Raw genomic sequence first — 14,572 nt, forward strand, 5'->3', positions numbered from 1 at the left:
CATCCCCTCACCCCCTCCCCGCGCGTTGTCCCATCGAGCGGCGAGAAGCGAATCGATGCACGGTGAATGGGAGTTGGGCGCAATGCAGTGGACCGTCCACGGCGAACGGCAGATCTACAGCAACCCCTGGGTCAACCTCTGGCTCACCGACGTCCAGCAGCCCGACGGCCACCGCTTCGAGCATCACGTTGTACGCATGCGGCACCTCGCCGTCGCCGCCGTGGTCGACACCCCGGCCGAGTCCCGAGGCGACCGCGGGAAGCGCGTACTCATGATGTGGCGGCACCGGTTCATCACCGACACCTGGGGCTGGGAGCTGCCCATGGGGCTCATCGAGGCCGGCGAGAGCCCCGAACAGACCGCCGTCCGGGAGGTCGAGGAGGAGACCGGCTGGCGGGTGGAGGGGATGAAGGCGCTGGTGTACGCGCAGCCCGCGAACGGGATCACCGACTCCGAGCACCATGTCTTCCGGGCCGACGGGGCGACGTACACCGGTCCGCCGACCGAGGTGAACGAGTCGGACCGGATCGAGTGGATCCCGCTTTCCGCGATCCGCGGGATGGTCGACCGGCGGGAGATCGTGAGCAGCGGGAGTCTCGTCGGGCTGCTGTACCTGCTGCTGGACGAGGCCGGCGGCGGGCCGTCGTGAGCCGCGAACAGACCGTGGCGAACACCCTGCGGTTACCGGGAGTTCGGGCCTAGGGTCTGCGCATGAGTCAGTACGCAACAGCGAAGTACGCCACAGCGATACAGGACGCATCACACGAACAGGACCACTTCGGACCCAGTGGTCACGACATCCGCCAGCCCGTTCGCGTACACGCCGTCACATGGCCCGATCCCGGCGGCAGGGAGTGGGACGAGGCCCGGACGATGTGCGGACAGGCGGCCGCGGGCATGCAGCAGACCGTGCACACCGCGGAGGAGCCCACCACGTGGCATGCGCCGCGGTGGGACCGGCTGGAGTGCGAAGGCTGCGCCGAAGCCGTACGGGTGGCGGCTCAGGCGCCCGGCGAGGACTGAAGGCTCAGGCTCCGCACTCAGGCTCCGCAGTCCGCCCGCATCTGGGCCGCCGCGTGGTGCGCGTCCTCCGAGCCGTCGCTGCCCCAGTCCTGTCCGCGGTCCACCAACTGCACTGTCAGCTGCTGGTTGCGCACCGGGATCTTCTGCACGATCAGACCGCGGCCGCGCAGCTTCGTCTGGTCGATCTCGAAGGTCTTGATCAGGCTGTCGTCGTCATCGGGGTCGGCGAGCACCCTGTACACCGTCGGCTCGCCCGCCACGTCGTCGTCCCGTTCGCCCTCGGGAATGACGACCGCGACCGAGCAGGTCGCATAGCCGCTGCCCACGTACCACGACCACATCGCGCTGCCGCCGCTGTCCTTGGTCCTGCTGCCGGACATCGGGATCGAGGTGAAGCGGCCGTCGCAGCCGTCGCCCACGTGGCCGCCGGAGTCCCTCGTGTACCAGCCGTCGTCGCCGTCGCTGAAGCGGCCGCGTTCCTCGTAGCGGCCGCCGCCGGCGCAACCGGGCCCGGCCCAGGCCGAGTACGCGGGCCGCTTTGCGGCCGGCGGCGGGCCGCCCGGCTGCTTCGCGCCCTGGGTGCCGCTCGGTGACGGGGACGGAGAGAAGGACGGGGACGGCGAGCGGCCGGGCAGGCCCGAGGGCTCGATCCGCTGCGGTGCGCCGCCGAGGTCACCTGGGTCTAAACCGGAGTCACCGGGCCCGGACGCGTCGTTCGACGACGCCTCTCCCGAGGACAGCGTGGTCACCGAGACCACCAGCGCGAGCAGGGTCAGCACAACTCCGCCTGCCAGCAGGACCTTTCCCGTACGGGAGAGCAGCGAGAAACGTCCGGCGAGGGTCTCGCGGGCCACCCACGCACCGCCCCCGCGACGACGGCCCGGGGCAGGCCGGCCGACTGCGCCGTTACCTCCGGATTTACCGCATTTCGGGCAGCTCATCCCTGGCAGTGCGCCCCCACCGTTGCCACCGCATCGTTCGCACGCCATGTCACACCCGAACCAGTAGACCAACCACTCGGTATGTCAAACGTGTCCACTATGCCTCAGCAGGCGAAACGCAGGTAGGTGTTAACGCGGGTAAGGGCCCGACCAAGTTCCTGGCATAGTCACTGTCGACTTTTCAGCGCATTTCCTCGGGGCACGCCGTACCGCGCGGGAGTTGATACGGAGCCGCCAGCCGGTACACACCCGGCCGGGGCGCGAGCAGTTCGGTCCACTCGTCGCCCTCCGCGTCCTCCTCCGCCTTGATCAGGCAGCCGTTCGGATTGGTGAACCGCTTGGGTTCGTAGTCCCGTTCCTTCGAGGCGGCCGTCTCCTCCGGGGCCTTCACCTTGTTGCCGTCCTCGTCCACGATGCTCAGCCACGGCGAGTACGGGATCCGGATCAGCACCCGGCCCGCCGTCTTCACCTGGATCTTGAGCTCGCCCGCGCCCGCGTGGTCCACGGTGGCCGGCGGATCGGCCAGCGGCATCGGGTCCTTCACGGCGAACAGCTGCCAGTTCGCGTCGCCCCAGATCCGGCTCAGATACGGCTGCCCCTCGCGGACCAGCTCCGCCTCCTGCTTCGCGCCGCTCTCGTCGGGCGAGCCCTTCGGCAGCACGACGAAGTGCACCGCCCACCGGTCCAGCCAGGCGCGGTAACCGGCCGACGTGAGCGTCTTGTCGTCGTCGTAGAAGAGCGGGTTGCGCTTCATGTCGGCCTGCCGGTTCCAGCCGCGGGCCAGATTGACGTACGGCGCGAGGGCGGACGCCTCCCGGTGGCTGCTCGCGGGCACCACCTCGACCCGGCCGCGTTCGGCGCGGACCTGCTGGAGCCGGTTGACCAGCGGCGCCAACTCGCGGTTCCAGGACGCGGTCGGGGCCGTACGCACCATGTCGTCGACGGCCTTGTAGCCGATCCAGAAGTTCAGACCGGCGAAGGCGATGACCACCGCGTACCACTTGCGTGAGCGCGGCACGGTGAACGGCAGCGCCGCGAGCAGCACGACGCCCGCGAAGAGCATCGGCAGCCGCGACACGTTGGAGCCGATCTGGGAATCGATCAGCCAGGTCAGCAGCGTGCCCAGCGTGTAGACCGCCGCGGCGGCGCGAACCGTGCGCCACTCCTTCGGCACCAGGACGAAGACGAAGACGCCGTAGATGAACGGCAGCGAGGTCGACCAGAAGGACATCGGCTGAGTGCCGGAGAACGGGAACAGCCAGGCCGACAGCGCGACGACCACGACCGGAGCGAGACCGAGAGCGTACGCACCGGGGCGGCGGCGGTTGAGGAACAGCGCGGCCGCGACGACCCCGAGGAACAGCCCGGCGACCGGGCTCGACGCGGTGGCCAGCCCCGCGAGCGGCGCGGCGACCGCGGCCTTCGCCCAGCGCTGCATCCGCCAGCGGTGCGGCCAGCAGAAGACCGCGGCGACCGCGCCGAGCGCGAACATCATGCCGAGGCCGAAGGTCACCCGGCCCGACAGGGCGTTGCAGAAGAAGGCGAAGACGCCGGCGAGCGCGCAGGCCAGCGGATTGCGGACGGCAGGCACCCGGACCAGGATCAGCGCGGTCAGCGCGGCCGAGACCGTGCCGGCGAACATCATCGTCGAGCGGACGCCGATCAGGGACATCAGATACGGCGATACGACGCTGTACGAGACGGGGTGCATCCCGCCGTACCAGGCGAGGTTGTACGCCGAGTCGGGATGGCGGCCGACGAACTCCGCCCAGGCGTCCTGCGCGGCGATGTCGCCGCCGCTGTTGGCGAGGAAGAAGAACCAGAGAAGGTGGAGCAGGGCCGCGAGGGTGGTCGCGACGAGGACGGGGTGGCGGGTCAGCCGGTCGCGCAGGTCGGCGAGAGGTCCCGGGTCGGTGTCCTGGCCTGAGTCGGAACCTGCGTCCGGACCTGAGTGGCTGCCGGACGCGGGCAGGCGTATTCGCGGCCCTGTCTCGGTGCTGCTGCCGTCCGCATGCGTCGGCTCAGCAGTGGTCACTGCGGCTCTCCCCGTCCTACCGTCCTGCCCGTCCGTCTGCCCGTGTTCGCCCGACGTACGTCCTGTGGTCAGAAGGACGTGTCCCGGCGTCCTTGAGTTGCCCGGGACGCTAGCACGCGGGCATCCCGTGATCCCGGGACGCCCGCGCGACGCCGATCGCCTAGCCGAGCCTGGTCAGCTTGTCGCCGAATCCAGGTTCCGCCAGGTCCTGCTGGAGCGCGACCGGGGCGGTCACCTTGCCGGTGCCGGAGCCGACGGAGACCTGCCCGACGACCGTGCCCGCCTTCGCGGAGTGCGGCAGGGCCTTGCCGCCGTCGTTCATGGCGATCTCGACCTTCAGGCCGCCCCAGCCGACGGCCTTCAGGTCCTTGGTGGCGACGACGGCGGTACGGCCGCCGAGGCCGTCGTCGACATATCCGACGACCTGGCCCTTCTTGACGACGGTGGCGGAGGTGACGCCGTCCTGGGCCGCCTTGATCACCTTGATGCTGTGGTCGATCGCCAGCTCGAGCTTGTCGTTGAGGATGGCGGCGTTCTGGACGCCCATGGTGATGCCGACGATGCGGCGGATCTTGCCGTCGACCTCGACGTTCGCGGACCAGAGCAGATTGCCGCCGGCCGGAGTGGAGGAACCGGTCTTGATGCCGCCGACGCCGGGCTCCAGCAGGGCCGCGTCGTTGTTGTTCCTGATCGTGCCGTTGATGCCGGGAATGGTGGTCAGGGTGGTGTCGACGATCTCGCGGAAGATGTCGTTCTGCATGACCGCCTTGGCCAGCTTGAGCTGGTCCTGCGGGGTGGACACGGTGGTCGCCTTGAGACCGCTCGGGTCCGTGTAGGTGGTGCCGGTCATGCCGAGGTCCTTGGCGGCGTCGTTCATCTTCTTGACGAACTCGGCCTCGGTCGTCGAGTCCCAGCGGGCGAGCAGGCGCGCGGCGTTGTTCCCGGACGGGATCATCAGCAACTGCAGCATCTGCTTCTCGGTGAACTGCTGACCCTTGGAGATCGCGGCGGTCGATTCGTCGTCGTTCTTGGACTCGTCCTCGGCCTGCTGGTCGACGGTGATCTTCGGCCCGACCTGCTCGCCGGAGATCGGGTGCTCCTTGAGGATCACGTACGCGGTCATCGTCTTCGCGACACTCGCGATCGGCGCGGGCTTCTGCGCCCCGTACGTCCCGATGCTCCCGACACCCTCGACCTCGACGGCCCCCTGGCCCTCGCCGGGCCACGGCAGGGTGAGCTGCCCGCCCTTGAAGGCGTACTCGGGCTCGGCGGAGAGGGTGAGCGCGGGGGCGGGGAGTGGCCGCACGGCCTGTACGACCGCAAAGACGATCAAGAGGAGGACGACGAGCGGCGTCCAGATCTTGATCCGCCGGAAGACGGTGCGGACGGCGGTCTGGGGCGGCGGCGGAGTGTTGGTCAGCTCGGCGAGCAGATCTAGCGGAGGCAGCGGCGGCATGGGCTGCTGCTTGGTCCGCTCGCTCTCGGCAAGGCTCGCGGGGGCGGCCTCGCCGACGCGAAGCGGCACGAACTTGCTGCTGCGGTCGGCGGGCTCGGCGGGTTCGGCCGGCTCGACCGGCTCGACCGGCTCGGCCGGCTTGACCTCGGGCCGCGCCGCGGGCGGCAGCTTGAGGGCGGTGGTGGGGTGATCGACGCGGGGCTTCTGCGGCGACTTGAGGGTGGTGGTGGGCTGGTCAACAGGCTTTGCAGTTGCGGATGCGGAAGGCTTCCGAGACTCGCCGGCGTCGTCGGGTGCGTCGTCCGCCTTCGCGGCCCAGGAGGGCTTACGGGCGCGGCCGGAGTCGGCGTCCTTGCCGGGCGCGGCCGACGCAGCCGCCTCAGGGGCCTCAGGGGCCTCGTCAGTGTCGGCGGGCGGGGTGGCGTCGGAGTCCGCGTCTGCGGGCGTACGGGAGCCGCCGCCGTCGGCTTCGTCCGGCGAAGCCGACGTGTCGGTGGGCTTGCGGGACTCGTCCACGTCTGCGTCGCCGTCCGCGGCCGTCTCAGCCGCCTCAGGAGCCGTCTCGGCGTCAGTGCCGGGGGCAGCCTGCGCTGCGGGCTCGCCGGCACCGTCCGCAGACGCCTCCCCGGCGGCCTCAGCAGCGTCGTCGGCGTCGCTGTCGTCGCCGTCCTCCGGCGCTTCCGCAACCGCCGGAGCCGGAGGCTCGGGGGCGAGCTCCGCCGACAGGCGCGACTCGTCGGCCTCGGCAGCCTCGTCGGACGCAGCCGCCTCAGCAGCGTCGTCGGCGTCGCTGTCGTCGCCGTCCTCCGGCGCTTCCGCAACCGCCGGAGCCGGAGGCTCGGGGGCGAGCTCCGCCGACAGGCGCGACTCGTCGGCCTCGGCGTCCTCGTCGGCGTCGCCGTCCGCCTCATCCTCCGCCGGGTCCGCAGAATCGTCGCTCGACTCCGTGTCCTCGCGTGGTGCCACCAGGGCCGACGCGGAGTCCGCAGGTACGTTTTCGCTCTGCTGCGCCGCGGAATCCGCGGAGTCCGGGGCATCTGCGCCCGCGACCCACGCCGCCACCGCCGCCCGCAGCCTCGCGTCGTTCTCCCGCGAGCCCGACTCGGTGCTGGACGTACTCGACGTACTCGGCTCGCTCGACTCACTCGACGCGGCCGGCTCCGTACCGCCCGGCTCGGCCACCGGCTCCGGCAGCTTGAAGACCGTCGTCGGCTGGTCCACGCCCGGTGATGCCTGGCGGAACACGGCAAGCCGCGGGTCACGTTCGCCCGGAGTCGTCTCCCCCGACGACTTCCGCTGCTCCGACTTGTCGGGGGACTCGCCCGCCACCGTGCCTCCTCCATGAGTCATGCGTCATGAGTCATGCGCAATACGCCGTACAGGGCCATACGTACCTGCTGCGAGCGCCGCAGAAACGACAGCCCGTGTTGTCCGAACCATCTATCAGTGTCCTGTGTGAGAGCGCCGCTCCCGTGCCTAGACGAGAACGACATACCTACCGGTTCCCATACGAAGTACCCAGGCGCTCTCGACAGACCAATGTGAGAGGGGTCACCCTGTCATTCATCCACGCGGGGAGGCATGGATGGGCAGGAGCCGCAGAACACTTCCGGAGGAGCTGCTGTTGCTCGCTCTGGACCCGACCACGGGTACCACAGCGCAGCCGCAGTCGCTCGACCTCGGCCTGGCCGGAGCCCAGCTAGTAGAGCTGGCTCTGGCAGGACGGATAGCCCCAGACGGGGATCGTATCGCCGTGGTGATGCCACGGCCGACAGGAGATCCGACATTGGACTCCGCACTGGAGCTGTTGCGCAGACGCGGCAGCCCGGTTCGGGCTGTCCACTGGATCGGCGGGCCCCGGCTGGGGCTGCGCCAGATCTATCTCGCTCATCTGGAGCGGTGCGGCATGGTGCATGCCGTGGCGGGCCAGATGTGCGGGGTGCTGCCGACGACTCGCTACCAGGCGACGGACACGGCAATCAGCCGGGACATCAGGGCCCGGCTGGACAGCGCGATCCGCACCGGCGTACCGCCGGACCCGCGGACCGCGGCGCTCGCCGCGCTGGCCCATGCGGTCGGTCTCGGCAAGCACCTGTACCCCGGGAACGAAGGGCGTTCCTCGAGGTCCCGTCTGCGGGACCTCATCAGGCACGACCCGATGGGCGGACTCGTGGCGCACGCCGTGATGGACGTCCAGAACGGTGTGGCCGCGCAGCCACGCCGTAATCCCACCGCGACAACGGGCGGCAATCGGGCGGCGGCAGCCGTGTCGATGCCACCTCACCGCGGAAGCATGGCCCGCGTCGCCGCGCACTGAAGCAGTAACCGAAGCAGCACCCGCAGAAGAACCGCCGCACCGACGTCCCCACGACCCGGTTCGGGAGCCGCACATGACGCGCGGGGCAGCCACAGCGCTGCCCCGCGCGTCCGCGCGTCCGCCGAGTGCCGCCCCGCGTGCACTGCGTGCCGCGCCGCCTGCCGTGCGTGTTCCCATTTCGCAGCGCAGCCACGACCATTGGTGGCAGTCTGCTGAGCGGTAGATACGCTCAGCTACGCAGCCGGAGGTGCAGTTTCCGTGGCGTCCAGTGTCAATCCCACCGTCAGGCGACGCCGATTGGGTCAGGAGCTGCGCCGGCTCCGCGAGCTGAAGGGCATGACGGCCGAGGAGGTGGCGGAGCGCCTGCTCGTCTCCCAGTCGAAGATCTCCCGCCTGGAGAACGGCCGTCGTTCCATCAGCCAGCGCGATGTCCGCGATCTGTGCGGCGTCTACGAGGTCGAGGACCACCGGATCGTCGACTCGCTGATGCAAATGGCGAAGGACTCCCGCCAGCAAGGCTGGTGGCACGCATTCGGCGACATCCCGTACAGCGTGTACATCGGCCTGGAGACCGACGCCGCCAGCCTGCGGGTCTACGAACCCCAGGTCGTGCCCGGCCTGTTGCAGACCCGGCAGTACGCCGAGGCGCTGATCTCGGGCGCACTCCCGGAGAGCGGCACGACCGACATCGAGAAACGGGTCAGCGTCCGGGTGCGCCGCCAGGAGCGGATCAAGGAGGCGGATCATCCGCTGCGGCTGTGGGTGGTGATCGACGAGGCCGCGCTGCGCCGGCTCGTCGGCGGCAAGAACCTGATGCGCGAGCAGCTTGAGCATCTGGTGGAACTGTCCCAGCTGCCGCATGTCACCGTGCAGGTGCTGCCGTTCGAGATGGGCGCGCACCCGGGAATCAACGGGCAGTACGCGATCCTGGAATTCCCGGACGCCTCGGACTCGAGCGTCGTATACATCGAGGGCGTCACCAGCGACCTGTATCTGGAGAAGGCGAACGACGTCCAGAAGTACAGCGTCATGTACGAGCATCTGCGCGCTCAGGCCCTGAATGTGGACCAGACGCGGGCCTTCATCGCGGACATCGCCAAGGACTACGCCCGCTGAAACGCCCGCCCGGCGAGCCGTTGAAATATGACCGAAACGGTTCGCCAATCGGCTTCGGCGCCGCGGGGGACCGTAAAGTACACCCCCGCCACGGCGTGGCGGAAGAGTCGGATGGAATATGCCACCCGGTCGAGTGAATGCCTTCCTCACGCACCGAAAGCGGCGAGTAGCGTCGATCACGCCAGCAAGAACGCTGGCGCACATCGCACCACTTGCCGAAGCGGAGCAGACATGGCAATCATTCAGGGCGCCACGGAGACCTGGACGAAGTCCTCGTACTCCACTGGAAACGGCGCATGCGTCGAGGTCAAATCCCCCGTCGCTCAGGCGATCGCCGTACGGGACTCCAAGGTCCCCGCGGGCCCGTCGATCAGCTTCGTCCCCGAATCGTGGAACGCGTTCGTGAACGAAGTGGGGCATGGCGCGTTCCAACTCGGCTGAGCAGTAGGCCGGGAAGCACGCCGAACAGCACCGCACAGATCCACCTGACAGAGCCCTCTCGACTGGTCCGCCGTCCTGGCCGAGGGGGCTCGGCCATGCCGCGACGGCCATCCCCCACCAGCTTCCGTCTCTAAAGCCCGTCCGTCTCCAAAGCCCGTCCGCCTCAGCGCAGTTGATCGACGTAGCGGTCGGTCCCAGGGACCGTGGGGATGAAGGGAGCCACCAGCTCCACCCGCCCCAGCCCCGATTCGACGACCGCTGCGTCGAGTCCGGCGAACGCAGACTCCCAGCGCTCCCTCGGGTCCTCCTCGAGGAACCACAGCAGCGTCAGCCGGTTGTCCACTCCTTCCACCTGCTTCACATAGGTCATCCGGTCGCCCGGCAGCGGCGTCGGCCGGAAGACGGTCACCATCGCCGCGGGAGAGCCCACCAGCCGCTTCGGCAGATGCCTGGAGCGCAGCCACTCCAGCAACTCGGCACGCTGCTCCGGCCCTTCGGCATCGATCACCTCGACGACCAGGCCGGCGTACGGATGGTCCAGCGCGTGATAGTCCCGCGGACCGGCCGCGCCGTCGCGGTAGACCGTCGCCTCGCGGTCCTGGAAGGCGGTGAAGACGTGCGTGCGGTCCTGGTAGACCCGGCCGTCCCGGTTCAGCCGCTTGTTGATGCCGACGGTCCACTTCATGTGGTCGGCGTAGCGGCCGTCGGTGATCCAGTACGTGGAGATGTAGCAGCCCGCGGTGACCGGCTGCGCCACGGCCGACTTCTCGGGATAGCGCAGCAGTTGCAGCTCCCGGGTGGCGACCCAGCGCCGTCCCGAGTACATCCAGGGCATCGCCATCGCGCCCGCGTAGTAGTGGTCGTCCTCGTACCAGCGGTTGTACGCGTACTCATGGCCGGGATGCGGTTCGACCATGGTGATCAGGGCGTGCCCGGGTCGGACTCCGTAGGGGCCGACGGCCGCAAGTTCCGCGTACACCTCGCTGCGCGTGTCTTCTGTCATCCCTCCGGTGTATCTGATGGTGCGTCAGTTGGGGAGGGGGGCGACAATCAAAGAGGAGCCAAAAGAGGAACCAAGAGGGGAGCCAGAAGGGAGGCCGAAAGGGGAGCCGAAGAGAAGCCGGCTCAAGAGGCAGGACAACCAAAAGGCGGTCCGGACAGTCGACGTTGGCGTGAAGAAGACCGTGAACAAGACGCGACGCGGCTTCGCCGCACTTGCGGGCCTGGTGATGGGCGGCCTGCTGGCCGCCACCGTCCCCGCCCAGAGCGCCCAGGCAGCGACCGGTGCCGACCGCTGCCCCACCGGCTATTTCTGTGGTTTCACCGGCGACCACGGCGACGGCACGATGTTCATGACCAACACGAACATGCCGACGCTCGGCACCTGGGACAACAGGATCCGCTCGTTCACCAACCGCGGGTCGCAGTTCGCCTGCCTCTACACCGAGCCGGACTACTCGCTCTCCGGCGAGAACGCCTCGTACTGGAGCGAGAGGCCCGCCGGCCGCGGCGAGTACCACTGGAGCTCCAGCCTCGACCGGCGGATCAGCTCGATCAAGTGGGTCAGGACCGAGCGCGAGTGCTCGCAGAACGCCTACCCTCGCTGGCATCTGCCGTTCGAGAACCCGGCCCCCAACAAGGCCGGATTCGGCGACCTCGACGGCAACTTCGTCTCCGACATCCTCGTACGGGACGCGGTCGGTCGGCTCTGGTTCCTGCCGGGCGACGACTCGGGCCGGCTGGTCGGCGGCGGCTGGAACGCCATGACCGCGCTGACCCGCCACGGCGATCTGTCGGGCGACGGCCGCGAGGATCTGCTGGCGCGCGACAAGAGCGGCACGCTCTGGCTCTACCCGGGGCGCGGCAACGGCACCTTCGGCGCGCGTACCGCCGTGGGCACCGGCTGGAACGCGATGACGGCCATCAGGGCTGCGGGCGATCTGACCAGTGACGGGCGCAAGGACCTGCTCGCCCGCGATTCCACCGGCAGGCTCTGGCTCTACCCCGGCCGCGGCAACGGCGGCTTCGGCGCACGCACGTCGCTGGGCACCGGCTGGAACGCGATGACCTTCCTGATCGGCCCCGGCGACCTCAATCTCGACGGTCGTCCCGATCTGCTCGCCCGCGACACCTCGGGACAGCTCTTCAACTACCCGGGGCGCGGCAACGGCACCTTCGGCGTCCGCAAGGCGCTCGGCGGTGGCTGGCAGGTCATGCAGACACTGGTCGCCGTGGGCTCGGTCGACAGCGACGAGGGCAACGACCTGCTGGCCGTCAGCAACGCGCAGTACCAGGGCGGCCGTCCGGGCGTGCTGTTCCTCTACCGGGGCGGCTTCACCGGCACCTTCCTGCGCGCCATCGACCTCGACCAGGACTGGTGGGGGCTGAACGGCGTGTACTGACGCCGGTCTCCTGCGCCGGTCTTCCTTCCGCAGCTCCCGGCCCGTACTCTGACGCACCGTCAGGTACGGGCCGGGCCTGTGTCGAAGGAGCACGCCATGCTGCTGCAGGGAAAGACCGTGATCGTCTCCGGTGTCGGCGCCGGGCTCGGCCATCAGGTCGCCGCGACCGTCGTACGGGACGGCGGCAACGCGGTCCTCGGGGCGCGTACGGAGGAGAATCTGGCGAAGTCCGCCGCCGAGATCGACCCCGGCGGCGCCCGGACCGCCTTGCGTGCCACGGACATCACGGACGAGGCGCAGTGCGAAGCGCTGGCCGCGCTCGCGGTCGAGCGGTTCGGCGGGATCGACGCCGTTGTCCATGTCGCCGCCTGGGACAGCTACTTCGGTGGTCTGGCGGACGCGGACTTCAGCACCTGGCAGAAGGTCATCGATGTGAATCTGCTGGGCACCCTGCGGATGACCCGAGCCTGCCTGCCGGCGCTCAAGGAACGCGGCGGTTCGGTCGTCATCATCGGCACGCAGTCGGCGGTGGCCGCGCCCTCACAGGTGTGGCAGGCGGCGTACGCGGCTTCGAAGGGGGCGCTGACCTCGGCGATGTACTCGCTGGCGCGTGAGCTGGGGCCGGACCGGATCCGGGTGAACACCGTGCTGCCGGGCTGGATGTGGGGACCGCCGGTCCAGGCGTACGTGCAGTTCACGGCACACACCGAAGGCGTACCGGAGACCGAGGTGCTCGGGCGGCTCACCGAACGGATGGCGCTGCCCGAGCTGGCCACGGACGGAGACGTCGCGGAGGCCGCGGCCTTCCTCGCCTCCGACCGGGCCCGGGCGATCACGGGTCAGTCGCTGCTGGTCAACGCCGGCGAACTGATGCGGTAGCCGGTGCGTGGACAACCGGCTCATGAATAACGGCAGTTGACCTCATCCTTCCTCGGCCGCACGGGACCCGCATCCCGTGCGGTCTTTCCTTTGTCTGTGCTTCAACTGCGGAGACTGACGAAGTGCCTGCTCATCGTGTGGCCGCCGTCACGTTCACGACAACGCCCGGGGAGGTCAAGAACAAGCAAAATCGTTCGGCTTTCTGATCTGCGTTCACATCCCTGACCGTTGGAGCTCTTGACCCGCCCCCCTACCAGGCGGTTCAATCCCCGAAGTCCCCGCTCCCGCACGGGGGCACCGCTGATCGGACGTACTGACGAAGCGCCAACGACGTTCACAAGGCGGACCCCAGGAGGGGGCACATGAACAGTCTCGACTGGACCGTGCTCATCGGCTATTTCGGTGTGATGGTCGCGATCGGACTCTGGTCGCACAAGCGCGTTGACAACGTCAGCGACTTCTTCACCGCCGGCGGCAAGATGCCGTGGTGGCTCTCCGGCATCTCGCACCACATGTCCGGCTACAGCGCGGTGATGTTCACCGGCTACGCGGCCATCGCGTACACCTACGGCGTCACCTCGTACGTCACCTGGTCCTTCCCCATCGCCATCGGCATCGCGATCGGGTCCAAGGTCTTCGCGCCCCGGCTCAACCGGGTGCGCTCGCGGCTGCATGTGTCCTCGCCGCTCGAATACCTCAAGAACCGCTACAACCTGCCCACCCAGCAGGCGCTCGCCTGGTCCGGCGTACTGCTGAAGATCGTCGACGTCGGCGCCAAGTGGGCCGCCATCGCCACCCTGCTCTCCGTCTTCACCGGCGTCTCGCTCAACACGGGCATCCTCATCACCGGCGCGGTCACCGCCGTCTACTGCACCGTCGGCGGCCTGTGGGCGGACGCGCTCACCGAACTCGGGCAGTTCATCATCCAGTTCATCGCCGGCATCGCGATGCTCGTCGCGGTCATGGCCGAGCTGGGCGGCTTCAGCTCCCTGTGGAACGTCTGGGACGAGCCGGAGCTCAAGGGCCACGCCGAGCCGCTGGCCGGGCCGTACATGATGGTCTTCCTGATCGCGTACCTCTTCATCAAGACCTTCGAGTACAACGGCGGCATGTGGAACCAGGCACAGCGCTACATGGCCACCGACTCCGCGAAGTCCGCGGAGCGGTCGGGCCGGCTGTCCGCCGTACTGTGGCTGATCTGGCCGCTGGTGCTGTTCTTCCCGATGTGGGTCGCGCCGCTGATCATCGACACGAAGGTGCCCGCCGACTCGTACGCGCTGATGGCCGAACAGCTGCTGCCGCACGGTCTGCTGGGCCTGGTCATCGTGGGCTTCTTCTCCCACACGATGGCGATGTGCTCCTCCGACGCCAACGCGATCGCGGCGGTCGTCACCCGCGACATCATGCCCGCCGTGTCCCGCAAGGCCCGCGAATGGGACACCCGCATGGGGCTGCTGGCCGCCCGCTGGGCCACGCTGCTCTTCCTCGGGCTCTCGATGGCCATCGCGACCCAGGTCAACTCGGCCTTCTTCGGCGACATCATCACCGTCGTCATCAAGTGGGTCGCCGGACTCATGGGCCCGATCGCGATTCCGCTGATGCTGGGCCTGCTGCCGTGGTTCCGCAAGAGCGGACCGACGGCCGCGCTGACCAGCTGGGGCCTCGGCCTGCTCACCTTCTGGCTGGTCAACTACCCGATCAGCTGGAACGTCGACGGCGGAGTGCCGTTGCAGTACCAGGTCTCGATCCCGCTGGCCGTCTCGCTCGTCCTCTACATCCTCATCGGCTACATCAAGCCGGAGGACACCCCCGAGCGCGACGACCTCATCGCCAAGATCAACTCGGACGACGGCGGGCCGGGCTCGGCGTACGCGGCCGCGGCCGTGCCGGCGCAGGCCGAGCCGGCCGAGGCGAAGGTGCTCGGCCGCGAGGGCGCGGACGGCTGAGTCCGCCCCTGACGGA

12 protein-coding genes are annotated in these 14,572 nt (G+C 69.1%); 8 read left to right on the forward strand and 4 right to left on the reverse strand.

Annotated features, from left to right (window positions below; genetic code table 11):
- Positions 1 to 82 precede the first annotated feature (82 nt).
- Positions 83 to 649 carry an NUDIX hydrolase gene (locus tag ACH4YL_RS21650; protein ID WP_398509102.1) on the forward strand — a complete coding sequence of 189 codons (567 nt, stop codon included), beginning with the start codon at positions 83 to 85 and terminating at the stop codon, positions 647 to 649.
- 62 nt (positions 650 to 711) lie between these two features.
- On the forward strand, positions 712 to 1,023 hold the full coding sequence (locus tag ACH4YL_RS21655; RefSeq protein WP_398509013.1) for a hypothetical protein: 312 nt from the start codon (positions 712 to 714) through the stop codon (positions 1,021 to 1,023).
- A gap of 17 nt (positions 1,024 to 1,040) precedes the next feature.
- On the opposite strand, the gene ACH4YL_RS21660 is transcribed toward ACH4YL_RS21655, so the two are convergent.
- The 3 genes from ACH4YL_RS21660 to ACH4YL_RS21670 all read right to left on the reverse strand — a co-directional run bounded on the left by ACH4YL_RS21660 (position 1,041) and on the right by ACH4YL_RS21670 (position 6,805).
- Positions 1,041 to 1,877 carry an adhesin gene (locus tag ACH4YL_RS21660; protein WP_398509014.1) on the reverse strand — a complete coding sequence of 279 codons (837 nt, stop codon included), beginning with the start codon at positions 1,875 to 1,877 and terminating at the stop codon, positions 1,041 to 1,043.
- A gap of 268 nt (positions 1,878 to 2,145) precedes the next feature.
- Positions 2,146 to 3,999: an MFS transporter gene (locus tag ACH4YL_RS21665; RefSeq protein WP_398509015.1), complete on the reverse strand. Its 1,854-nt coding sequence runs from the start codon at positions 3,997 to 3,999 to the stop codon at positions 2,146 to 2,148.
- 160 nt (positions 4,000 to 4,159) lie between these two features.
- Positions 4,160 to 6,805, reverse strand: coding sequence for a serine hydrolase (locus tag ACH4YL_RS21670; RefSeq protein WP_398509016.1), 2,646 nt, complete (start codon positions 6,803 to 6,805; stop codon positions 4,160 to 4,162).
- A 235-nt stretch (positions 6,806 to 7,040) separates the two neighbouring features.
- Here ACH4YL_RS21670 and ACH4YL_RS21675 point away from each other — a divergent pair, with 235 nt between their 5' ends.
- The 3 genes from ACH4YL_RS21675 to ACH4YL_RS21685 all read left to right on the forward strand — a co-directional run bounded on the left by ACH4YL_RS21675 (position 7,041) and on the right by ACH4YL_RS21685 (position 9,329).
- On the forward strand, positions 7,041 to 7,772 hold the full coding sequence (locus ACH4YL_RS21675; RefSeq protein WP_398509017.1) for a GPP34 family phosphoprotein: 732 nt from the start codon (positions 7,041 to 7,043) through the stop codon (positions 7,770 to 7,772).
- Between the two features lie 258 nt (positions 7,773 to 8,030).
- The gene (locus ACH4YL_RS21680) at positions 8,031 to 8,888 is read left to right on the forward strand and encodes a helix-turn-helix domain-containing protein (protein WP_398509018.1); all 858 of its coding nucleotides are present in this window, start codon (positions 8,031 to 8,033) and stop codon (positions 8,886 to 8,888) included.
- A gap of 231 nt (positions 8,889 to 9,119) precedes the next feature.
- Positions 9,120 to 9,329, forward strand: coding sequence for a DUF397 domain-containing protein (locus ACH4YL_RS21685; protein WP_398509019.1), 210 nt, complete (start codon positions 9,120 to 9,122; stop codon positions 9,327 to 9,329).
- 163 nt (positions 9,330 to 9,492) lie between these two features.
- On the opposite strand, the gene ACH4YL_RS21690 is transcribed toward ACH4YL_RS21685, so the two are convergent.
- A complete protein-coding gene (locus tag ACH4YL_RS21690; protein ID WP_398509020.1) occupies positions 9,493 to 10,332 on the reverse strand; it encodes a hypothetical protein in 840 nt (279 codons plus the stop codon).
- 169 nt (positions 10,333 to 10,501) lie between these two features.
- Here ACH4YL_RS21690 and ACH4YL_RS21695 point away from each other — a divergent pair, with 169 nt between their 5' ends.
- The 3 genes from ACH4YL_RS21695 to ACH4YL_RS21705 all read left to right on the forward strand — a co-directional run bounded on the left by ACH4YL_RS21695 (position 10,502) and on the right by ACH4YL_RS21705 (position 14,556).
- Positions 10,502 to 11,731, forward strand: a complete 1,230-nt coding sequence (locus ACH4YL_RS21695) for an FG-GAP-like repeat-containing protein (protein ID WP_398509021.1) — start codon at positions 10,502 to 10,504, stop codon at positions 11,729 to 11,731.
- A gap of 96 nt (positions 11,732 to 11,827) precedes the next feature.
- Positions 11,828 to 12,610 (forward strand): SDR family oxidoreductase, encoded by a 783-nt coding sequence (locus tag ACH4YL_RS21700; protein WP_398509022.1) that lies wholly within the window; start codon positions 11,828 to 11,830, stop codon positions 12,608 to 12,610.
- A gap of 362 nt (positions 12,611 to 12,972) precedes the next feature.
- Positions 12,973 to 14,556: a sodium:solute symporter family protein gene (locus tag ACH4YL_RS21705; protein WP_398509023.1), complete on the forward strand. Its 1,584-nt coding sequence runs from the start codon at positions 12,973 to 12,975 to the stop codon at positions 14,554 to 14,556.
- Positions 14,557 to 14,572 lie beyond the last annotated feature (16 nt).

Source organism: Streptomyces sp. NPDC020681, from assembly GCF_044334895.1.
Taxonomy (GTDB): Bacteria; Actinomycetota; Actinomycetes; order Streptomycetales; family Streptomycetaceae; genus Streptomyces.

Bases quoted from the DNA above. Each gene is read 5' to 3' on its own strand.
- ACH4YL_RS21650 (WP_398509102.1), top strand. From the start codon at position 83: ATGCAGTGGACCGTCCACGGCGAACGGCAGATCTACAGCAACCCCTGG.
- ACH4YL_RS21705 (WP_398509023.1), top strand. From the start codon at position 12,973: ATGAACAGTCTCGACTGGACCGTGCTCATCGGCTATTTCGGTGTGATG.
- ACH4YL_RS21685 (WP_398509019.1), top strand. From the start codon at position 9,120: ATGGCAATCATTCAGGGCGCCACGGAGACCTGGACGAAGTCCTCGTAC.
- ACH4YL_RS21670 (WP_398509016.1), bottom strand. From the start codon at position 6,805: ATGACTCATGGAGGAGGCACGGTGGCGGGCGAGTCCCCCGACAAGTCG.
- ACH4YL_RS21675 (WP_398509017.1), top strand. From the start codon at position 7,041: ATGGGCAGGAGCCGCAGAACACTTCCGGAGGAGCTGCTGTTGCTCGCT.
- ACH4YL_RS21700 (WP_398509022.1), top strand. From the start codon at position 11,828: ATGCTGCTGCAGGGAAAGACCGTGATCGTCTCCGGTGTCGGCGCCGGG.
- ACH4YL_RS21690 (WP_398509020.1), bottom strand. From the start codon at position 10,332: ATGACAGAAGACACGCGCAGCGAGGTGTACGCGGAACTTGCGGCCGTC.
- ACH4YL_RS21655 (WP_398509013.1), top strand. From the start codon at position 712: ATGAGTCAGTACGCAACAGCGAAGTACGCCACAGCGATACAGGACGCA.